At 59.6% G+C, this 18,541-nt stretch carries 22 protein-coding genes and 4 tRNA genes; 11 read left to right on the forward strand and 15 right to left on the reverse strand.

Annotated features, from left to right (window positions below; genetic code table 11):
• Positions 1-141: 141 nt before the first annotated feature.
• The 4 genes from EQV97_RS14450 to EQV97_RS14465 form a co-directional block, all read right to left on the reverse strand.
• A tRNA-His gene (locus tag EQV97_RS14450) sits at positions 142-217 on the reverse strand.
• A 75-nt stretch (positions 218-292) separates the two neighbouring features.
• Positions 293-377, reverse strand: a tRNA-Leu gene (locus EQV97_RS14455).
• Between the two features lie 57 nt (positions 378-434).
• Positions 435-510 (reverse strand) — tRNA-His (locus EQV97_RS14460).
• A gap of 31 nt (positions 511-541) precedes the next feature.
• Positions 542-618 (reverse strand) — tRNA-Arg (locus EQV97_RS14465).
• Between the two features lie 275 nt (positions 619-893).
• Here EQV97_RS14465 and folD point away from each other — a divergent pair.
• Positions 894-1,748 (forward strand): bifunctional methylenetetrahydrofolate dehydrogenase/methenyltetrahydrofolate cyclohydrolase FolD, encoded by an 855-nt coding sequence (gene folD, locus EQV97_RS14470; RefSeq protein WP_240889134.1) that lies wholly within the window; start codon positions 894-896, stop codon positions 1,746-1,748.
• Positions 1,749-1,986: 238 nt separating this feature from the next.
• On the forward strand, positions 1,987-2,925 hold the full coding sequence (gene pbpG / locus EQV97_RS14475; RefSeq protein WP_122839349.1) for a D-alanyl-D-alanine endopeptidase: 939 nt from the start codon (positions 1,987-1,989) through the stop codon (positions 2,923-2,925).
• Between the two features lie 52 nt (positions 2,926-2,977).
• Here pbpG and EQV97_RS14480 read toward each other — a convergent pair whose 3' ends face one another.
• From EQV97_RS14480 to EQV97_RS14490, 3 genes are all read right to left on the reverse strand, one after another.
• On the reverse strand, positions 2,978-3,184 hold the full coding sequence (locus EQV97_RS14480) for a hypothetical protein (RefSeq protein ID WP_122839350.1): 207 nt from the start codon (positions 3,182-3,184) through the stop codon (positions 2,978-2,980).
• Positions 3,185-3,201: 17 nt separating this feature from the next.
• Positions 3,202-3,408, reverse strand: coding sequence for a DUF6021 family protein (locus EQV97_RS14485; protein ID WP_122839351.1), 207 nt, complete (start codon positions 3,406-3,408; stop codon positions 3,202-3,204).
• Between the two features lie 89 nt (positions 3,409-3,497).
• Entirely contained in the window at positions 3,498-4,169 is a 672-nt protein-coding gene (locus tag EQV97_RS14490; protein WP_122839352.1) for a peptidase C39 family protein, read from the reverse strand.
• Positions 4,170-4,392: 223 nt separating this feature from the next.
• On the opposite strand from EQV97_RS14490, the gene EQV97_RS14495 reads away from it, so the two are divergent.
• Positions 4,393-4,548 (forward strand): hypothetical protein, encoded by a 156-nt coding sequence (locus EQV97_RS14495; RefSeq protein ID WP_163019420.1) that lies wholly within the window; start codon positions 4,393-4,395, stop codon positions 4,546-4,548.
• Between the two features lie 68 nt (positions 4,549-4,616).
• On the opposite strand, the gene EQV97_RS14500 is transcribed toward EQV97_RS14495, so the two are convergent.
• On the reverse strand, positions 4,617-5,366 hold the full coding sequence (locus EQV97_RS14500) for a TerC family protein (RefSeq protein ID WP_045060158.1): 750 nt from the start codon (positions 5,364-5,366) through the stop codon (positions 4,617-4,619).
• Positions 5,367-5,393: 27 nt separating this feature from the next.
• Positions 5,394-5,636 (reverse strand): hypothetical protein, encoded by a 243-nt coding sequence (locus EQV97_RS14505; RefSeq protein WP_045060157.1) that lies wholly within the window; start codon positions 5,634-5,636, stop codon positions 5,394-5,396.
• Positions 5,637-5,770: 134 nt separating this feature from the next.
• Here EQV97_RS14505 and nhaR point away from each other — a divergent pair, with 134 nt between their 5' ends.
• Positions 5,771-6,670, forward strand: coding sequence for a transcriptional activator NhaR (gene nhaR / locus EQV97_RS14510; protein WP_122839354.1), 900 nt, complete (start codon positions 5,771-5,773; stop codon positions 6,668-6,670).
• Between the two features lie 4 nt (positions 6,671-6,674).
• Here nhaR and EQV97_RS14515 read toward each other — a convergent pair whose 3' ends face one another.
• Positions 6,675-7,829 (reverse strand): MFS transporter, encoded by a 1,155-nt coding sequence (locus EQV97_RS14515; RefSeq protein ID WP_240889135.1) that lies wholly within the window; start codon positions 7,827-7,829, stop codon positions 6,675-6,677.
• 258 nt (positions 7,830-8,087) lie between these two features.
• Here EQV97_RS14515 and sstT point away from each other — a divergent pair, with 258 nt between their 5' ends.
• A complete protein-coding gene (gene sstT, locus EQV97_RS14520) occupies positions 8,088-9,320 on the forward strand; it encodes a serine/threonine transporter SstT (protein ID WP_225570701.1) in 1,233 nt (410 codons plus the stop codon).
• Positions 9,321-9,472: 152 nt separating this feature from the next.
• Here the strand turns inward: sstT and EQV97_RS14525 are convergent, their stop codons facing one another.
• Complete coding sequence (locus EQV97_RS14525) at positions 9,473-9,982, reverse strand: DUF1993 domain-containing protein (protein WP_045060247.1); 510 nt, start codon at positions 9,980-9,982, stop codon at positions 9,473-9,475.
• Between the two features lie 202 nt (positions 9,983-10,184).
• Here EQV97_RS14525 and EQV97_RS14530 point away from each other — a divergent pair, with 202 nt between their 5' ends.
• A complete protein-coding gene (locus EQV97_RS14530; protein WP_122839356.1) occupies positions 10,185-10,832 on the forward strand; it encodes a DUF480 domain-containing protein in 648 nt (215 codons plus the stop codon).
• Between the two features lie 134 nt (positions 10,833-10,966).
• On the opposite strand, the gene EQV97_RS14535 is transcribed toward EQV97_RS14530, so the two are convergent.
• Positions 10,967-11,785, reverse strand: coding sequence for a shikimate 5-dehydrogenase (locus EQV97_RS14535; protein WP_240889136.1), 819 nt, complete (start codon positions 11,783-11,785; stop codon positions 10,967-10,969).
• A gap of 245 nt (positions 11,786-12,030) precedes the next feature.
• Here EQV97_RS14535 and EQV97_RS14540 point away from each other — a divergent pair, with 245 nt between their 5' ends.
• The 3 genes from EQV97_RS14540 (at position 12,031) to EQV97_RS14550 (ending at position 13,120) form a co-directional block, all read left to right on the forward strand.
• Positions 12,031-12,408, forward strand: a complete 378-nt coding sequence (locus EQV97_RS14540) for a hypothetical protein (protein WP_122839358.1) — start codon at positions 12,031-12,033, stop codon at positions 12,406-12,408.
• Between the two features lie 234 nt (positions 12,409-12,642).
• Positions 12,643-12,837: a hypothetical protein gene (locus EQV97_RS14545; RefSeq protein ID WP_122839359.1), complete on the forward strand. Its 195-nt coding sequence runs from the start codon at positions 12,643-12,645 to the stop codon at positions 12,835-12,837.
• Between the two features lie 100 nt (positions 12,838-12,937).
• On the forward strand, positions 12,938-13,120 hold the full coding sequence (locus EQV97_RS14550) for a hypothetical protein (RefSeq protein ID WP_122839360.1): 183 nt from the start codon (positions 12,938-12,940) through the stop codon (positions 13,118-13,120).
• Here the strand turns inward: EQV97_RS14550 and EQV97_RS14555 are convergent.
• From EQV97_RS14555 to EQV97_RS14565, 3 genes are all read right to left on the reverse strand, one after another.
• Positions 13,117-14,178 (reverse strand): AI-2E family transporter, encoded by a 1,062-nt coding sequence (locus EQV97_RS14555; RefSeq protein WP_122839361.1) that lies wholly within the window; start codon positions 14,176-14,178, stop codon positions 13,117-13,119. The genes EQV97_RS14550 and EQV97_RS14555 overlap by 4 nt on opposite strands.
• 237 nt (positions 14,179-14,415) lie before the next feature.
• Positions 14,416-14,646, reverse strand: a complete 231-nt coding sequence (locus tag EQV97_RS14560; protein WP_122839362.1) for a hypothetical protein — start codon at positions 14,644-14,646, stop codon at positions 14,416-14,418.
• A gap of 89 nt (positions 14,647-14,735) precedes the next feature.
• A complete protein-coding gene (locus EQV97_RS14565) occupies positions 14,736-15,452 on the reverse strand; it encodes a FadR/GntR family transcriptional regulator (protein ID WP_045060970.1) in 717 nt (238 codons plus the stop codon).
• Between the two features lie 277 nt (positions 15,453-15,729).
• On the opposite strand from EQV97_RS14565, the gene EQV97_RS14570 reads away from it, so the two are divergent.
• Positions 15,730-17,073: an MFS transporter gene (locus tag EQV97_RS14570; RefSeq protein ID WP_240889137.1), complete on the forward strand. Its 1,344-nt coding sequence runs from the start codon at positions 15,730-15,732 to the stop codon at positions 17,071-17,073.
• A 22-nt stretch (positions 17,074-17,095) separates the two neighbouring features.
• Entirely contained in the window at positions 17,096-18,439 is a 1,344-nt protein-coding gene (gene gudD / locus EQV97_RS14575) for a glucarate dehydratase (RefSeq protein ID WP_225570698.1), read from the forward strand.
• Positions 18,440-18,541 lie beyond the last annotated feature (102 nt).

An 18,541-nucleotide genomic window follows, 5' to 3' on the forward strand; every position in this document is an offset into this window, starting at 1 on the left:
CGGCGGGAGCGCGGCATCATCGAGAAACATAAATACGACGAAACGCCCCGCTACTACGACCCAGTAACTGCGGCCGTGAATCACTGAAACCACTGAAACAAAAAAGGCGCCAGACTGTTAAATCTGGCGCCTTTCGAAATATGGGGTGGACGAAGGGGATCGAACCCTCGACAACGGGAGTCACAATCCCGTGCTCTACCAACTGAGCTACGCCCACCATGTAGCATGACAAGGGAACCGGAGTTTCTCGTCGAACCCCACTCAAGCCAAGCGGCATGACTGAAGCTTTATTTGGTGCGGATGAAGAGACTCGAACTCTTACACCTTGCGGCGCTGGAACCTAAATCCAGTGTGTCTACCAATTCCACCACATCCGCGGGTTGAAGCTGTTAAAGCAAAGGCGCCAGACTGTTAATCTGGCGCCTTTTGAAATATGGGGTGGACGAAGGGGATCGAACCCTCGACAACGGGAGTCACAATCCCGTGCTCTACCAACTGAGCTACGCCCACCATATCGCCTACTTGTGCCAAAGCTGCCTAATGGCGCACCCGGCAGGACTCGAACCTGCGACCATCCGCTTAGAAGGCGGATGCTCTATCCAGCTGAGCTACGGGCGCCTTGTTAATCTGTACTCTTGGACGACTACAAACTAAGTGCTTTCCAGCCTCGCAGAATCGGAACTCCGCTCAACCTTCTTAACCAGTGCTAGGCTGTGCCCGACAAGTGCGACGAATAGTATAGACCGCCCCAAAGGGCGTCAAATCCTTTTTAAAAAAAATTCATTTAATTAAAGGGGTTAGAGGAATTTGCAGACCAAGCGCCTTTGCCCTCACCGCATGACATGCGAGAATGCGTTCTCTTTTTTTCCCCTCTCGATGGTTAATCACGCGCAATGACTGCACAACTAATCGACGGCAAATCGATCGCCGCCAGCCTGCGCCAGCAGATCGCCAAACGCGTCACCGAGCGTCGCCAGCAAGGCCTGCGCGCGCCCGGTCTTGCGGTGATCCTGGTCGGCAGCGATCCTGCCTCTCAGGTTTATGTCTCGCACAAGCGTAAAGACTGTGAAGAGGTCGGCTTCCTGTCCCAAGCTTATGACCTGCCTTCAGAAACCACCCAGGAAGCACTCACCCAGCTGATCGATCGCCTCAACGACGACCCGGCAATCGACGGCGTCCTGCTTCAACTGCCCCTGCCGGAACACCTGGACGCTTCCAAGCTGCTGGAACGCATTCGCCCGGACAAGGACGTTGACGGATTTCACCCTTACAACGTCGGCCGCCTTGCCCAGCGCATCCCGCTGCTGCGCCCGTGCACACCCAAGGGCATCATGACCTTGCTGGAAAGCACCGGCGCTGACCTGTACGGCATGGACGCGGTGATCGTAGGCGCATCGAACATCGTCGGTCGCCCGATGGCCATGGAACTGCTGCTGGCCGGCTGCACCGTGACGGTCACCCACCGCTTCACCAAGGACCTGGCCGGTCACGTCGGCCGCGCTGACCTGGTGGTGGTCGCCGCCGGCAAGCCGGGGCTGGTCCGGGGCGAGTGGATCAAGGAAGGCGCAATCGTTATCGACGTCGGCATCAACCGTCAGGACGACGGCAAGCTGGTCGGTGACGTGATCTACGAAACCGCCCTGCCCCGCGCCGGCTGGATCACCCCGGTGCCTGGCGGCGTAGGTCCGATGACGCGTGCGTGCCTGCTGGAAAACACCCTGTACGCAGCAGAAACCCTGCATGGCTGATGGCATTGTGTGTCTTGCACGCTGAGCCAACAAACCCCGCCAATGGCGGGGTTTTTTGTATTCGCCGAACCCAACCTACCATTCGCCGGAAACCCGCTGTTTTGTACGTCTTTTCAAGGACTTTGACCTGTTATTTGATCAACCATCGACAGTTCTTCAGCCATACTCCTAAAATGCGTCGGTTTTAAGAAATAGCCCGTTACAAAACGGCTTATCCACCTCTTATGAGTCTGCCAGCGTGAAAATCCGTCTTTCCATCCTGACCCTGGTTTTTGCAGTTACAGGGACATTCATCACGCCATCGGTCAACGCCGCCGAAACCACCTCGGCGCCTCGGGATGCCACACAACTGAAGATCGCCTCCGGCAGCGCGTTGCTGATGGACATGCAGACCAACAAAGTCATCTATGCGAGCAATCCGGACGTGGTCGTGCCCATCGCGTCTGTCAGTAAGCTGATGACGGGGCTGGTGGTGGTTGAAGCGCGCCAGAACATGGACGAATACATTTCCATCAACATCAGCGACACGCCGGAAATGAAGGGCGTGTTCTCCCGGGTCAAGCTCAACAGCGAAATGCCGCGCCGGGAAATGCTGCTCATTGCCCTGATGTCTTCTGAAAACCGCGCCGCGGCCAGCCTCGCCCATCACTACCCGGGCGGTTACGTCGCGTTCATCGCCGCCATGAACGCCAAGGCCAAGGCCCTGGGCATGTCCAGCACTCACTTTGTCGAGCCTACCGGACTTTCCCCTCGCAACGTTTCGACAGCGCGGGACCTGAGCAAACTGCTGGTGGCCGCCCACAAGTACCCGCTGCTGACGACGCTAAGCACCACCAAGGAAAAAACCGTGTCGTTTCGCAAACCCAACTACACCCTGGGCTTTCGCAACACCGACCACCTGGTGAACAAGCCGAACTGGGACATCCGTCTGACCAAGACCGGCTTCACCAACCAGGCCGGACATTGCCTGGTGCTGGTGACGACCATGGGCAATCGCCAGGTCGCCCTGGTGATACTCGATGCGTTCGGCAAATACACCCATTTCGCCGATGCCAGCCGGATTCGCAGCTGGGTAGAAACCGGCAAGGGCGCGAACGTGCCATCGGTGGCGCTGCAATACAAGTCGGAGAAGAACCTGAAGAGCCGCCAGAGCGGTGTGGTCGAGGCGTCCAAGTAAACGCAGCCGAAAAAAAAAGCCCCGATCGTCCGGGGCTTTTTATTGCCTGCCATCAGTCGTTCGGCAGCGGCATCTGGTCATCATCCGGAATGCCATCTCCCGCACTTGGATCCCTGTGGTGTTCGGCCGGCGTCACCAGCGGACGCGCCATTGGATCGCGCAGTGGACTGTCCGGATCGAGGACGGGGTCTATATCGTCCTCAGGCGTAGTCGGGACACTGTCCGGACGCTTGTCATTGAAACTCGAATCGGTAGACATACGCACCTCACAGAAAATCAGGGTTTGAGGTCACTTAGCGGGTCGTAAGGCTTGGCCGGTGCCTTCTCGTTCTTGTTCGGATCCTTGTCCAGCGGCGCGATGGCGGGCCCGACGGGATCGACTTGCGGGTCTGCAGCGTCAGGCGAATCAGGATCAAAACCCAGGTCATCACCGGACGAATGCTCCGATGAATGCGGGCCGGCGGGAGTATTTGAATGTGCCATGGGCGCCTCCTTGGTCTGGCCCGGAAAACCCGGGCCTTGTACTTCAGAGGCTTGCGACGCGCGACGGTGCCCGGCAGATGACGAACGGACTACTGAGAGCCCAGCGCCCTCTTCGCCCGCGCGGCAGCTTGCTCCTGACCGGCCTGGGCCAGATCGTTCGCGGCCTTCAGCCAGCGTTGCTGATCAACATTGGCAGGGATCTGCTCCGGCTTCTGAAGCAGTACCGCCCAGCCGCCGCCGTCCTTGAACGCCGACTCGAATGAACTGAAGCTCATCAGGGTCCGGCGATCCATCCCGGCGCGCAACAGAACGGTCTGCTTCTGGGTGTTGTAGCCGGACAGAATGGCGTAGCGCGGCCCAGCCCAGAACGCCGAGCCTTCGTTGAACCGCACCATCACCGGATAACCGGCGGCCACCTGGGTGAGCAATGCTGGCAGATCGTCGTCGAGGGGGTAGACCACCAGGCCATATTCCCGGGCAAGGTTGACCATGTTCTGCTGCAGCTGAGCCTCGGCTGCCGGCAGACGCAGCGGCTTGTCGAGCAAACCGGGCGTGATCGCGATGCCCTGTTGCGACAGCAGGCTGGCCAACACCTGCGGACCGCTTTGATGGGTCTGCCCGCGATAGAAGGTGCCACTGAGCTCGACCCGTTCCGGCAGCCGTTTGATTTGCGGCGAGACGCTGCCGGCGCAGCCAGTCAGGCTCGCAAGGCTCCAGGCGAACAGCGCTGCAGCCATAATTCGAGGAAATACCCGTACCATCATCTCTCTCTTGTTCAAATGCCGGCAATCGATCGACCGGCCAGGTCGTCGATCATAGGGCGACAGGCAGCCAGGGTATAGCCTCAAGTGCCAGTAGCGGCGCTTCGATAGAGCGAACTGGTTGGTGACAGGCGACCTTTGGTCAATAGCCTGCAACATGGCAACGGCTAGACTGTCATTTAGCAAGAGTGGTTGCCCGCAGCAGGGCAAAGAGGAGGCACTGATGAGCCTGGCAATGATCATACTGATGCTGGTAACCGGATGGCTGGCGGTCGCGGCCGCCATGCTGTGGGGCGTGCTGCGTATTGCCCGCCGCCATCATCACCCGGTGCAACCTGCCCCCCTGGCGCAGCCCCGCAAAACCGTATCTGCGCACTGACTGGCCAGGGTTCAACAAACAAAAACGGCCGCCTGGTTACCAGGCGGCCGTTGCGTTTTCAGTCAGCGTCAAGCTTCAGCAGTCGCACGCTTCTGCTTGGCCCGTCGCGACATCATGTTCAGGCATTCGATCGTGGCAGAGAAAGCCATGGCCGCATACACATAGCCTTTTGGAACATGGGCGCCGAAGCCTTCGGCGATCAACGTCATGCCGATCATGATCAGGAAGCCCAGCGCCAGCATCACCACGGTCGGGTTGTCGTTGATGAACTTGGCCAGGGGATCAGCCGCCAGCAACATCACCAGCACCGACACCACCACCGCGATGATCATGATCGGCAAATGCTCGGTCATGCCGACAGCGGTAATGATGCTGTCGATGGAGAACACCAGGTCCAGCATCAGGATCTGCCCGATGGCCGCCGCGAAGCCAAGCGTCACGGTGGAAGTCGCCGACTTTGGATCTTCCGGCGCCGGGTCCATGCTGTGATGGATCTCAGTGGTTGCCTTCCACAACAGGAACAGGCCACCGGCGATCAGGATCATGTCTTTCCAGGAGAACGCGTGGCCGAGGATTTCGATCACGGGTGCCGTCAACTGGACGATGAACGCAATGGTGCTCAACAGCGCCAGGCGCAGGATCAGCGCCATGCCGATACCGATGCGTCGTGCTTTTTGCCGATGCTGCTCGGGCAGTTTGTTCGTCAAAATGGAAATGAAGATCAGGTTATCGATGCCGAGCACGATCTCCATGACCACCAGCGTAGCCAGGGCAACCCAGGCGGTAGGGCTTACAGCAAGTTCTAAAAGATATTCCATGGGTCAGTCCTGACTCGTTGAGACGGTTTAGATTTCCTGGGACGAAGATTCAGTGTCGTCTTTTTCTTCGGCCGATGATTCTTTCTTGCTGATCAAACCGCCGGTGGCGTCGCTGATCGCTTGCTCTGCAGCTTTATGCGTATCGTCGATAGCCTGTTTGGCAGTCTCGGCGGCCTTGCCCATCAACTGCTGAGCGCTTTTTTCAGCCTGGTCGCAGCCCGCCAGTAACAGTAAAGACGCGACCAACAATGCCGTGGTTTTAAACTTCATCAAATTCCCTCGTTAGAACAAACGCAGCCAATACAGTGGCCCGTTGATAGCGCTGCATTCTAGAGATCGAAACAGTTCAGTAAAATTCGTATTTTTGGCTGTTATACTTCGGTTTTAACGAACTGTTGATCGACATGCTCAATTATCGCCAGCTTCACTATTTCTGGGTCGTGGCCAAAACCGGCAGCATTGTGCGCGCCTGCGAACAGCTCAACCTGACGCCGCAGACCATCAGCGGGCAGATCTCGCTGCTGGAACAAACCTATGGGATCGAACTGTTCCAGCGCGTCGGCCGGCAGCTGGAGCTGACCGAAGCCGGGCGCCAGACCCTGCCATTCGTCGAGCAAATGTTCCAGCTGGGAGGCGAACTGGAGCTGATGCTGCGCGCCCAGCCCAACGAACAACAGATTCTGTTTCGGGTAGGGGTGGCGGACGTGGTGCCCAAATCCATCGTCTACCGCCTGATCGCGCCGACCATGGAGTTGAGCGAGCCGATGCGCATCACCTGTCGCGAGGACAAACTCGAACGCCTGCTCGCCGACCTGGCGATCCAGCGCCTGGACCTGGTGATCTCCGACAGCCCCATGCCTTCGCACCTCGACATCAAGGGCTACAGCCAGAAACTCGGGGAGTGCGGCATCAGTTTCTTCGCCACTGCGCAATTGGCGGCGCTATACGGCCAGGATTTTCCCCGCAGCCTTCACGGTGCCCCGCTACTGATTCCCGGGCCGGAAACCGTGGTGCGCAGTCGCTTGCAGCGCTGGTTCGCCGAGCAGCAGATACAGCCAAGAATTGTCGGCGAGTTCGATGACAGCGCGCTGATGCAGGCCTTCGGGCAATCCGGCAGCGGGATTTTCATCGGCCCCAGCGTGATCGCCGATGAAGTCAGACGCCAATATGGCGTGGAGGTGATCGGCCAGACGGACGCGGTCACCGAGTCGTTCTACGCCATCTCGGTGGAGCGCAAGGTCAAGCACCCCGGTATCGTTGCGATTACCGAAGGCGCCCGACGCGAGCTGTTTCCCGGGGTTTAACCCCTCAGGCGCAAACTTCCCTGGGTTTGAAGGTCATCAGGGCGATGGCCAGCAGGATCGAGGCAAGGATAAACGCCGCCCCGGCGAACCCGAGGCCTTGCAGGCCAACGCTGTCGATCACGCGACCACCTACCATGGCGCCCAGGCCGATGCCGAGGTTGGCCCCGGCAATGTTCAGCGACGCGGCAAACGCTGGCGCTTCGGGGGCGGCCTTCATGAGCCGAACGTGGCTGACCAGGAACAACGCAGCCTGGGTCACGCCCCAGATCCCCATCGCCGCCGCCAGGCCCAGGGTCGAATGAATGTTCGGCACCAGCGTCACCATGCCGGCAATCATGAATGCGCAAAACATCACCGAAGCAATCAGCGGATGGCGATCCACGGCACGGCCGCCCAGGGAGTTACCGATCAGGCCGACCGCACCAAAGCCCATCAGGCACCAGCCGACCAGGGTGCCGTTGAAACCGGCAAGCCGCTCGAGGATATCCGCCAGATAGGTGTAGGCGGTAAACATGCCGCTGAACACCAGGATCGACAACAGCACATGGCCGATCATCAACGGGCTGCGCAGGATCTTGAATTGCGAGCGGAAACTGACTTGGTGCTGATGCAGGCTGGTCCTGGGCAGGTAGATAAACAGCAGCAATGCCTTGGCAAACGCGATCACCGCCAGAATGCCGAAGGCACTGCGCCAGCCGAACGCATCGGAAATCAGCGTGCCCACCGGGATGCCAAATACAGTGGCGCAGACGATGCCAAAGCCGATCTTGGCGATTGCCCGCCCGGCGAAGTCAGGGCCCACGATGTCCACTGCCGTTTCACTGGCCAGTGCCCAAAACACCGGCAGCCCCAGCGCCGGAATCAGGCGCGCAGCGGCCATCACCCAGATGTTGGGGGCAAACGCGGCAAGCGTGTTGGCCAGGCCAAACATGATCAATATCGAAATAAACAATTTTCGCCGTTCGAACCGGGCGAAGTACGCGGTCAGGAACGGGCCGAATGCAGCGACCGTGAAGGCGAACAGGGTCACCAGAAGGCCCGCTTGCGGGATGGTGACAGCCAGGTCTCGAGCGATTGCCGGCAACAGGCCGACGATGATGAACTCCGTGGTCAGCACGGTGAAACCGGCGGCCGACAACAGAAGGATGGGCAACAGCATGCAGAACTCCAGGAAAACGACGACACCAGCGCTAGCCCGAAGGCCCACTGGCAGAACTTGAAAATGAGGATCGGCCATCCTACCAGAAGTGTTTGCGCACCGGGATGCACGAACCTGCAAAACCGGTTGAACAACCCGGCGGCCAATCGTCACAGGCCTGAAGGATCGAGCCTGCGCTGTGATAAAGTCCGCGCCCCGCGATATGCACACCCTGTTCGTCGGCTAGCCCGCACCTAAAAAATCAGAGATGCCCGCTTTATGACCCCTTCATCCCCTTCCCTGCTGCACCGCCTGAAAAGCACCGGCCTGGTTACCCAAATCATCATCGGCCTGATCGCCGGCATTGCCCTGGCGCTGCTCGCGCCGGACGTGGCGAAGTCCACTGCATTCATCGGCAAGGTATTCGTCTCGGCGCTGAAAGCAGTCGCGCCGATCCTGGTGTTCGTGCTGGTCATGGCGTCGATCGCCAATCACAAGCACGGCCAGGAGACTCACATCCGGCCGATCCTGTTCCTGTACCTGCTGGGCACATTCGCTGCGGCGGTGGTCGCGGTCGTTGCCAGCATGATGTTCCCGTCGAGCCTGGTGCTCTCCACCCAGGACGTGGCTGTAACGGCACCTGGCGGCATCGGCGAGGTATTGCAGAGCCTGCTGTTAAGTGTGGTGGACAACCCTGTCAGCGCGCTGATGAACGCCAACTTCATCGGCATCCTGGCCTGGGCGATCGGCATGGGAGTGGCCATCCGCCATGCGGGCGACACCACACGCGAAGTACTGGGCGACCTGTCCAACGGCGTGACCCTGATCGTGCGCATGGTGATCCGCTTCGCCCCGCTGGGGATTTTCGGCCTCGTGGCCTCGACCCTGGCCACCTCGGGCTTTGGTGCCCTGGTCGGCTACCTGCACCTGCTGGCGGTCCTGCTCGGTTGCATGCTGTTCGTGGCGCTGGTGATGAACCCGGCCATCGTCTATTGGAAACTGCGTCGCAACCCTTACCCGCTGGTGCTGATGTGCCTGCGGGAAAGCGGCATCACCGCATTCTTCACCCGCAGTTCGGCGGCTAATATTCCGGTGAACCTGGAGTTGAGCAAGCGCTTGGGCCTGCACGAAGACACCTACTCGGTCTCGATCCCGCTGGGCGCGACGATCAATATGGCGGGTGCGGCGATCACCATTACCGTCCTGACCCTGGCTGCCGTGCATACGCTGGGCATTGCCGTGGACATACCCACCGCCATTCTGCTCAGCGTGGTCGCGGCCATCTGCGCCTGCGGCGCCTCGGGTGTGGCCGGTGGTTCGCTACTGCTGATTCCGCTGGCCTGCAGCCTGTTCGGCATCCCGAGCGAGATTGCCATGCAGGTGGTGGCGGTCGGTTTTATCATCGGGGTGATTCAGGATTCGGCGGAGACTGCATTGAATTCGTCGACGGATGTCTTGTTTACTGCGGCCGCTTGCCTGGGTGAAGAAGAGAAGGCTCAGAGACTGGCGTAAAGCTGGACAGCAAAAGATCGCAGCCTGCGGCAGCGCCTACCGGGTGAACACAAATCCACTGTAGGCGCTGCCGCAGGCTGCGATCTTCTGACTTTAAAACTAAAAGCCCGGCAAGGCGCAAACCCTGGCGGGCTTTTTTGTGCCTGGGCAGCTTAGAACGCGCCCATGTAATCGCGCTTGCCCACTTCCACACCGTTATGACGCAGCAAGGCGTAAGCGGTGGTGACGTGGAAGAAGAACTGCGGCAAGCCGTAAGTCAGCAGGTAGGCCTGGCCGGTGAAGCGCTTCTCTTTAGGCGTGCCCGGACGCGTCACGATCTCGATACCTTCCTGGCCGTTGATCTGCTCGGGTTTGATTTCGCCGATGTAGCCCAGCACCTTGGTCAGCAGCGCTTGCAACTCGGCGAAGGTGGTTTCGGTATCTTCGTACTTCGGCACTTCAATCTCGGCCAGGCGCGAGGACACGCCCTTGGCGAAATCGACGGCGATCTGCACCTGGCGCACCAGCGGGAACATGTCCGGGAACAGGCGCGCTTGCAGCAGCGCGTTCGGGTCGATGTTCTTTGCGCTGGCGTGGGCTTCAGCTTTTTTCAGAACGTCGCTCAGGGCGGTGAGCATTTGCGTGAAAACCGGGATGGAGGCGTCGTACAGGGAAATGGTCATGGCAGTCTCGTGTGATGACAGTAGGGAAACGTGGGGGCGATTATAGCCTTGGAACGGATCGACACGCTGATGTGCATGCATGCGTGTCCATTGGCCACTGCCGCAGATTCGGGATAGTCTCTTTAGCGCAAGATTCCCGGCTCGATTGATATGGGGATGAGTCGTGGTTGCCGACCCGACTGCCAATTAGGGATAGAAAAAAATGAGCACTGAACAACAAACGACCCTCGACGAACCGCGGCTCAACAGCACGGAAATCCGCATCCTGGGCTCGTTGATCGAGAAACAGGCGACCAGCCCGGAAACCTACCCGCTGACGCTCAATGCGCTGGTGATTGCCTGCAACCAGAAAACCAGCCGCGAGCCGGTGATGAACCTCACTCAGGGCCAGGTCGGCCAGAGCCTGCGCGCGCTGGAAGGTCGCGGCTTCACCAAACTGGTGATGGGCAGCCGCGCCGACCGCTGGGAGCATAAGGTCGACAAGGCGCTGGAACTGGTGCCGGCACAAGTGATCCTGGCGGGACTGTTGTTTCTGCGCGGCCCGCAAACGGTCAATGAACTGCTGACCCGCAGCGGTCGCATGCATGATTTCGAAGACGCCGAGCAGGTAGTGCATCAACTGGAACGCCTGATCGCACGCGGGCTGGCGCTGCTGATCCCGCGCCAGGCGGGACAGCGCGAGGACCGCTACATGCACGCGCTGGGGGATCCGGCGGACATCGAGGTGATTCTGGCCGCACGGCATAACCCTGCGGAACGCGGCTCGAGCGGTGGCGTTTCGGTGGAAAGGATCGAAGAGCTGGAAGCGCGGATTGCCGCGCTGGAAGAGCGCCTTTCCCGCCTGGAATAACCTGACGAATGTATTTCCTGACATGAACACCCGGGAAATGCGTTCCCCTGACTTGAACAACACGGAAGATGCGTTTTCCATGTAGGGCGCATTGCACCCTATCAATAGGTGGATGACGCCCCCGCGCGGGCACGTCAGCTGCGTGCGAACTCTACCGCCAGGCGAAACTGCTCATCCGTCGGCCGCACGCCGGTGTATAGCACGAACTGCTCCAGCGCCTGGATGGCGATCACTTCAAGCCCTGTGATCACTCGCTTGCCCTCGGCACGTCCGCGCATGATCAGCGGCGTTTCCGAGGGGATTGCCACCACATCGAAGATGGTTTGCGCTTTTTCAATCGCATCTGCCGCAAAGGCCAACTGCTCCGCTTCCGGCCCACCAGTCATGCCGATCGGCGTGACGTTGATCAGCATCTGTGCCCGCTCATTTCCCAGCTCTGCTTGCCATTCATAGCCCAGCGAAGTGGCCAGGGCGCGCCCGGCCTGTTCGTTGCGGGCGACGATCAGGCCATTGCCGTAACCGCCATCGCGCAGCGCACTCGCCACCGCCTTGGCCATGCCGCCGCTTCCGCGCAGGGCGAAGGTTGAATCCTTGGGCACCTGATGGGTTTCAAGCAGCTGCGCAATGGCGATGTAATCGGTGTTGTAAGCCTTGAGGTGGCCATCGGTGTTGACGATGGTATTGATCGACTGGATGGCCGCAGCCGATGCGTCCAGCTCATCGACCAGGGCGATGCAGGCCTCCTTGAACGGCATCGACACCCCGCAGCCACGGATGCCCAACGCGCGAATGCCGCCCACCGCACCAGGCAAGTCCTGGCTGCTGAACGCCTTGTAGTAAAAATTCAGGCCCAACTGCTCGTACAGATGATTGTGAAAGCGCAGGCCAAAATTCCCCGGACGCCCCGAAAGGGACATGCACAGCTGGGTATCTCGGTTGGGGTTCATCTGCATGAAAAAATCTCCATCAAGTGCACTTTCAGATGGACGGGATTGGCCATTCCATCCTGTTCTGTTCGATCATAAAGGTCAGCGTTCGCTTGGGAACGGGACCGTCGGCAAGCCGTTACAGACCTTACACAAAATTTACCCAGCGGCTGTGCTGATTTTGCAAAAAGTGCTGTCTTAGTTGTATCCCCGCGACGATCCTTGGGTCTATTGCAGACGCGAGCGCCGGGTCGAAAAACCGAGGAATTATCATGATCCGTAAAATCTCCACAGTGGCCCTGCTGATCGGCGCTCTCGCGATCACAGGGCAATCACAGGCCCATGGCGGTGGTGGCGGTTGGCAAGGTCCAGCGGTATTTGGTGCGATCGTGGGCTCGGCCATCGTCGGTTCGGCCCTGATCAACGCCAACCGGCCGGTGTATGTGCAGCAACCGGTCTACGCCCAACCACAGCCGGTTTATGTGCAACAGCCGCCACCGGTCTATTACCAGCCGGCGCCGGTCTACGTTCAACAGCCGGTCTACTATCAGCCAGCGCCGGTGTACTACGGTCCACCCCGCGGCTACTACGGTCCACCGCGCGGCTATTACGGCCCGCCCCGTGGTTATTACGGCCGCCCGCACTACTGATAGACCCATCAGGCCCCGCCTCGAAAACGGGGCTTTTTTGTGCCCGCTGATCGGCTCAGGTCTGGATCGATTTTGCCGAGGTCGCTGTCGGAACAGCGCTTGCAAGCAAATTCGGCAAGATTGACTCGATCCTCTTTCCCCGTTTTGGATAAAACAGTCATATTTATGTCATGTCAGGTCCGCAAGCTTGGGCCTGTCCGCCAATAACAGGTTGATAACAACAAGGACGACCTCATGCCCACACAGAATCCGCATCGCAATGTCGGCCTGTGCACCTCCAGCAAGGTGTATGACACGCTGACCGAACTCAAGCACCTGGAAGGCCACCGCAACGCCAAGTTCCTCTCGCTGCTGACCGAAAACCTGGTGCGCAAGGGGGTGCTCAATGAGCAGGAAGTGGTGCATATGCTGGACCTGGTGGTCGACTGAACGCAGCACTCACTGGCGTCAATGACGACTATCGAGAGCGTTGATTGTTCCTGTCGGCGCCGGGCCCGTAAGGTAGCTCCATCGATTGATGGAGGTAGTTATGTCCCAGGTCCAGATCATGTCCGTAGTTGGCAGCGCAGTCCCCGCCCCCTTGAGGGAGCTGGGTCTGCTGGCCTGTTGGTATCTTGTGCAGGACGGTGAGCCAATCAGCGGCCCGCTGACTTCACTGCCGGCCGCACAGGCGTTGTCGCAACGGATCGACCATGGCCGCCTGAATGCTTAAGGCAATTGCACCCGCGGCTTGGTTTCACTGAAGATCGCCCAGCTCGACATGAACAGCGCGGCGATCAGTGGCCCGATCACAAAGCCATTGAGGCCGAACACCGCCATGCCGCCCAGCGTTGAAATAAGGATCATGTAGTCCGGCATCTTGGTGTCTTTGCCCACCAGGATTGGACGCAGTACGTTGTCCACCAGGCCGATGACGAATACCCCGAACAACCCCAGTACCACGCCCTGCCAGATCGCCCCGGTCAGCAGGAAGTAAGCGGCCACCGGCCCCCAGACAATGCCCGCCCCCACCGCCGGCAACAGCGACAGAAACGCCATCAGCACCGCCCACAGCAACGCACTCGGAATATCCAGAAACCAGAACATCAGTCCCCCCAGAGCGCCCTGCGTGACAGCCACCAACAGATTGCCTTTAACGGTCGCGCGCACCACGCGATTGAACTTGAGCTGCAGCCGGCGTTTCTGGTGTTCCTGCAGCGGCACTGCCGCGCGAACCTTGCGCGCCAGCTCGGGGCCGTCGCGCAGGAAGAAGAACAGCAGGTACAGCATGATGAAAAAACTCACGACAAACTCAAACGTGCCCTGGCCAAAACTGAAGGCCTGGGATGCCACGACCTGGCCCCCGGTCATTGCGCTCTTCACCAGTTTTTCCCGCAAGCCGTTCAACTCGCCCATGCCGAAGCGGTCGAGCTGGTGCTGGAAGTAGGTCGGCAGGCTGTGTTTGAACTGGGCCACATAGGCCGCAATATCCAGCTCGCCGCTTTCCACACTCTTGTAGAACACCGCGCCTTCCTGCACCAGCAATGCACTGATGATGATCACCGGCAAAATCGCGATCACCAGGCATACACTCAGGGTGCACAGCGAGGTCACGTTGCGCTGCCAGCCGAATTTCAACTGCAGGCGGCGCTGCAAGGGTGCAAACACAATTCCCAGAATCACCGCCCAGAACACCGCACCGTAAAATGGCAGCAGGATCCAGATGAAGGCGGCGGTGACCACGAACAGCAGTATCACCAACGATTTATTCTGTAGCGTCTTTTCGTTCATGTCCGATCCATGTCAGTCCACAGGCCGCAAGTTCGCGACCTGATGCTTAGTCCACCACGGTCCGCGCGAGTGCCATCCGTTTGTGGATAAAGCATAGATGGAGATCGATAGACCCCGAGGGACTTACAACCCCGCCGCCGCCCAGGCATTTTCACCCAAAAAAAAGCCTGACAGGCAGATGCCGTCAGGCTTGCGAATACAACGACTGATTAATCCGGCACGGTCGCCTGGTGCCGTTTAGCGACGATCATCTGACAGCGGCGAAGGTTCATCCGCTGGCGGCATGTCTTCGTCCGCAGTGGGGTCCATCCAGTCTTCAGGACGATCCGCATCCGCCTCGGACGGATCCCGCGAGGGGTCCATGCCAGGGGGCGCATCGTGATCCATCAACGGCTCATCCGTGCCGGGCATGGGTCTGGCGGGGTCGGTGTCGGGGGTTGTGCCGGGGAAGTTCGTTTCGTTAGCCATGACGCACCTCATTGATGAGGTCCAGCAAATCTGGGCCGTACTTGTTGGAAAGGGGTTAGGGCGCCGCGTGCTGTCCGCGAGACGGACGGTCAGGTGTGATCGGCGAGAAAGCGGTCGCGACTGTTGGTCAGGTGCAACCACATGGCAGCGCGCGCCGCGTCAGTGTCCTGGCGTTTGATCGCATTGAGGATTGCCTCATGCTCAAGGTTGGCCAGCAGGCCCAGCTTGCTCAAGTCCGCCGCGCCGCGTTCGGCGGCGTTGACCCGGGTTCGAGGAATCATCGCGTTACCCAGATGCTGCATGATTTCACTGAAGCAGGCATTGCCGGTGGCTTCGGCGATCAGCAGGTGAAAACGCCTGTCGGCTTCAACGCAACTGTCGTTATTCGCCAGCAAGCGCTGGTAGTCGTCGAGCGCTTGGCGCATTTGCACCAGGTGCTGATCCGAACGGCGCATAGCTGCCAACGCGGCGGCCTGGGTTTCCAGCCCCATGCGCAGCTCCAGGATGCTGCGCACCCCCAGCGCGGTATCGACGTTCAATCGCAGGCCCTGCTGCGTCTCACGCTCCAGCACAAAAGTACCGATGCCGTGACGTGTCTCGACATAACCCGACGCCTGCAGCTTGGAGATTGCCTCGCGCACCACGGTGCGACTGACCCCGTGTTCCTGCACGATCGAGTTCTCGGACGGCAGCTTGTCCCCTGGCTGCATCTGCCCCAGCAGGATGCTCTGGGTCAGCTTGGCGACCAGGTCATGGGCCAGGTTATGGGTGCGCTTGCGAGCGGGTGCTTCGAGGTCTTCTTGCATGGCGTCATCCGAAAGCGGAACTGCTGCAATCGTAGCACTGCGCTGCTCGGGAATCTCTGGAAAAGACAGTTAACTTGTATGACAACATTCAACCAAACCCTAGTAAATAGCTCATTACAGCACCAACACCTCCGCTACAGATTAAAAATACCACCTACTTCTGCCGGTTTACTGAGCAGAACACCTTGCAGACATAAAAATAGCAGTTGTATGATGTCTATCAACAACGCAGCAGAAAGCTCCACCCCGCATAAAAATAATCAGTGGGAGAACATCTGTGAAATCATCCATACACAGGATGAACCAGGCCGCCGATCCGGTCCTGAGTTCCGCCATCTCGAAAGTCAAACGCCACGTCTTGCCGCTGTTCGTCATCATGTTCATCGTCAACTACATTGACCGGGTAAACATCGGCTTCGTCCGCGCCCACATGGAACACGACCTGGGCATCGGCGCTGCTGCCTACGGCCTTGGTGCCGGCCTGTTCTTCATCGGTTACGCGCTGTTCGAAGTCCCCTCCAACATCCTCCTGCAGAAAGTCGGTGCACGTATCTGGCTGACCCGCATCATGCTGACCTGGGGCCTGGTAGCCGCATGCATGGCATTCATCCAGAACGAAACCCACTTCTACATCCTGCGATTCCTGCTGGGCGTAGCCGAAGCCGGATTTTTCCCCGGGGTGATTTACTACTTCACCCGCTGGCTGCCAGGCGTGGAGCGCGGCAAAGCAATCGCGATCTTCCTCAGCGGCTCAGCCATTGCTTCGCTGATTTCCGGCCCTCTGTCGGGGCTCCTGCTGCAAATCAACGGATTGGGGATGCACGGCTGGCAGTGGATGTATTTCATCGAGGGCATGTTCTCCGTCTGCCTGTGCGTGTTTGTCTGGTTCTGGCTGGACTCCAAACCGCACGACGCCAAGTGGCTGAGCCGCGACGAACAGGATGCACTGGTCAAGGCCATCGACGATGAACAACTGGCTCGCGAAGCAGCAACGCCGATCAAGCCGTCACTGGGCAAGCTGCTCAGGGACCGCCAGATCATCCTGTTCTGCGTGATTTACTTCTTCATCCAGCTGACCATCTACGCCGCGACCTTCTGGCTGCCGAGCATCATCAAAAAGATGGGCGACCTCAGCGACATCCAGGTCGGCTTGTTCAACTCGATCCCCTGGTTACTGTCGATCATCGGCATGTATGCCTTCGCGTCTCTCTCAGCCAAATGGAAACACCAGCAAGCCTGGGTGGCCGCCGCGTTGCTGATTGCCGCCGCAGGGATGTTCATGTCCACCACTGGCGGGCCGATCTTCGCCTTCGTCGCGATCTGTTTCGCGGCACTGGGTTTCAAATCGGCTTCGTCGCTGTTCTGGCCGATCCCACAGGCCTATCTGGATGCACGGATCGCTGCCGGGGTGATTGCCCTGATCAACTCGGTGGGCAACCTCGGCGGCTTCGTCGCGCCCACCACCTTCGGCCTGCTGGAAGAGCACACCGGTTCGATCCAGGGCGGGCTGTACGGCCTGGCCGCCACCTCGATCATTGCCGCGATCATCGTCTTCGCCGCACGCAACACACCCAAGCCCGCTCCCGACGTTGTACTGGACCCTGCGCCCAACCACGCCTGAACCCGGTCATAAGGACAAGAAAATGCACGCACAAGACACCGCAAAAGCCCCGATCATTACCAGTATGCAAGTGGTGCCGGTGGCAGGCCACGATGGCATGCTGCTCAATCTGAGCGGCGCCCATGGCCCGTTTTTCACGCGCAATATCGTGATCCTCAAGGACAATGCCGGGCACACCGGGGTCGGCGAGGTACCCGGTGGCGAGCGTATTCGCCAGACGCTGGAAGACGCTCGCTCGCTGGTAGTGGGGAGCCCGATCGGCACCTATCAGAAGATCCTCAATCAGGTGCGCCAGACATTCGCCGACCGCGATGCCGGTGGTCGCGGTCTGCAGACTTTCGACCTGCGCATCACGATCCACGCGGTGACCGGCCTGGAAGCCGCTCTGCTGGACCTGCTTGGTCAGCATCTGGAAGTGCCGGTCGCCGCCCTGCTCGGCGAAGGTCAGCAGCGCGATAAAGTGAAGATGCTCGGGTATCTGTTTTACCTGGGTGATCGCACCGAAACGGACCTGGCCTACCGCAGCGAACCGGACGCGGATAACGACTGGTTCCAGGTGCGTCACGAAAAGGCCATGAGCACCGACGCGGTGGTCCGCCTGGCAGAGGCCGCCCATGCGCGGTACGGGTTCAAGGACTTCAAGCTCAAGGGCGGCGTGTTGTCAGGGGATGAGGAAATCGAAGCCGTGACGGCCCTGGCCGAACGCTTCCCTGACGCACGCATCACCCTGGACCCCAACGGCGCATGGTCGTTGAAAGAAGCGATTCGCCTGTGCAGGGATCAGCATCATGTGCTCGCTTACGCCGAGGACCCTTGCGGAGCGGAAAACGGCTATTCGGGCCGTGAAGTGATGGCCGAATTCCGCCGTGCCACGGGCTTGAAAACCGCCACTAACATGATCGCTACCGACTGGCGGGAAATGGGCCATGCGATCCAGCTGCAATCGGTGGACATCCCCCTCGCCGACCCGCACTTCTGGACGATGCAGGGCTCGGTCCGGGTGGCGCAGATGTGCCATGAGTGGGGCCTGACCTGGGGCTCGCACTCCAACAATCACTTCGATATTTCTCTGGCGATGTTCACCCACGTCGCGGCCGCCGCGCCGGGCGACATCACCGCCATCGACACGCACTGGATCTGGCAGGACGGCCAGCGCTTGACCAAGGCGCCTCTGCAAATCGTCGACGGCTGCGTGCAGGTGCCGAACAAGCCAGGGTTGGGGGTTGAGCTGGATGAGGATCAATTGGCCAAGGCCCATGAGCTTTATAAAGGAATGGGCCTGGGTGCGAGGGACGACAGCGTGGCGATGCAGTTTCTGATTCCGGGCTGGAAGTTCGATAACAAGCGGCCGTGTCTGGTGCGCTAGGGCTTTTTGGCGGTGTACAGATCCGTTTCCTGGGCTTGCGCGTAGTGACACCTGTGGGAGCAAAGCGTCGCTTGCTCAGGATTCACTCCCCACCCAGCCTGT

This window comes from Pseudomonas sp. TMW22090 (genome assembly GCF_022496665.1).
Classification (GTDB): domain Bacteria; phylum Pseudomonadota; class Gammaproteobacteria; order Pseudomonadales; family Pseudomonadaceae; genus Aquipseudomonas; species Aquipseudomonas gregormendelii.

Excerpts from the sequence above, each read along its gene's own strand:
- folD (WP_240889134.1), top strand. The coding sequence starts at position 894 with ATGACTGCACAACTAATCGACGGCAAATCGATCGCCGCCAGCCTGCGC.
- EQV97_RS14480 (WP_122839350.1), bottom strand. The coding sequence starts at position 3,184 with ATGTCTACCGATTCGAGTTTCAATGACAAGCGTCCGGACAGTGTCCCG.
- EQV97_RS14485 (WP_122839351.1), bottom strand. The coding sequence starts at position 3,408 with ATGGCACATTCAAATACTCCCGCCGGCCCGCATTCATCGGAGCATTCG.
- EQV97_RS14490 (WP_122839352.1), bottom strand. The coding sequence starts at position 4,169 with ATGGTACGGGTATTTCCTCGAATTATGGCTGCAGCGCTGTTCGCCTGG.
- EQV97_RS14495 (WP_163019420.1), top strand. The coding sequence starts at position 4,393 with ATGAGCCTGGCAATGATCATACTGATGCTGGTAACCGGATGGCTGGCG.
- EQV97_RS14500 (WP_045060158.1), bottom strand. The coding sequence starts at position 5,366 with ATGGAATATCTTTTAGAACTTGCTGTAAGCCCTACCGCCTGGGTTGCC.
- EQV97_RS14505 (WP_045060157.1), bottom strand. The coding sequence starts at position 5,636 with ATGAAGTTTAAAACCACGGCATTGTTGGTCGCGTCTTTACTGTTACTG.
- nhaR (WP_122839354.1), top strand. The coding sequence starts at position 5,771 with ATGCTCAATTATCGCCAGCTTCACTATTTCTGGGTCGTGGCCAAAACC.
- EQV97_RS14515 (WP_240889135.1), bottom strand. The coding sequence starts at position 7,829 with ATGCTGTTGCCCATCCTTCTGTTGTCGGCCGCCGGTTTCACCGTGCTG.
- sstT (WP_225570701.1), top strand. The coding sequence starts at position 8,088 with ATGACCCCTTCATCCCCTTCCCTGCTGCACCGCCTGAAAAGCACCGGC.
- EQV97_RS14525 (WP_045060247.1), bottom strand. The coding sequence starts at position 9,982 with ATGACCATTTCCCTGTACGACGCCTCCATCCCGGTTTTCACGCAAATG.
- EQV97_RS14530 (WP_122839356.1), top strand. The coding sequence starts at position 10,185 with ATGAGCACTGAACAACAAACGACCCTCGACGAACCGCGGCTCAACAGC.
- EQV97_RS14535 (WP_240889136.1), bottom strand. The coding sequence starts at position 11,785 with ATGCAGATGAACCCCAACCGAGATACCCAGCTGTGCATGTCCCTTTCG.
- EQV97_RS14540 (WP_122839358.1), top strand. The coding sequence starts at position 12,031 with ATGATCCGTAAAATCTCCACAGTGGCCCTGCTGATCGGCGCTCTCGCG.
- EQV97_RS14545 (WP_122839359.1), top strand. The coding sequence starts at position 12,643 with ATGCCCACACAGAATCCGCATCGCAATGTCGGCCTGTGCACCTCCAGC.
- EQV97_RS14550 (WP_122839360.1), top strand. The coding sequence starts at position 12,938 with ATGTCCCAGGTCCAGATCATGTCCGTAGTTGGCAGCGCAGTCCCCGCC.
- EQV97_RS14555 (WP_122839361.1), bottom strand. The coding sequence starts at position 14,178 with ATGAACGAAAAGACGCTACAGAATAAATCGTTGGTGATACTGCTGTTC.
- EQV97_RS14560 (WP_122839362.1), bottom strand. The coding sequence starts at position 14,646 with ATGGCTAACGAAACGAACTTCCCCGGCACAACCCCCGACACCGACCCC.
- EQV97_RS14565 (WP_045060970.1), bottom strand. The coding sequence starts at position 15,452 with ATGCAAGAAGACCTCGAAGCACCCGCTCGCAAGCGCACCCATAACCTG.
- gudD (WP_225570698.1), top strand. The coding sequence starts at position 17,096 with ATGCACGCACAAGACACCGCAAAAGCCCCGATCATTACCAGTATGCAA.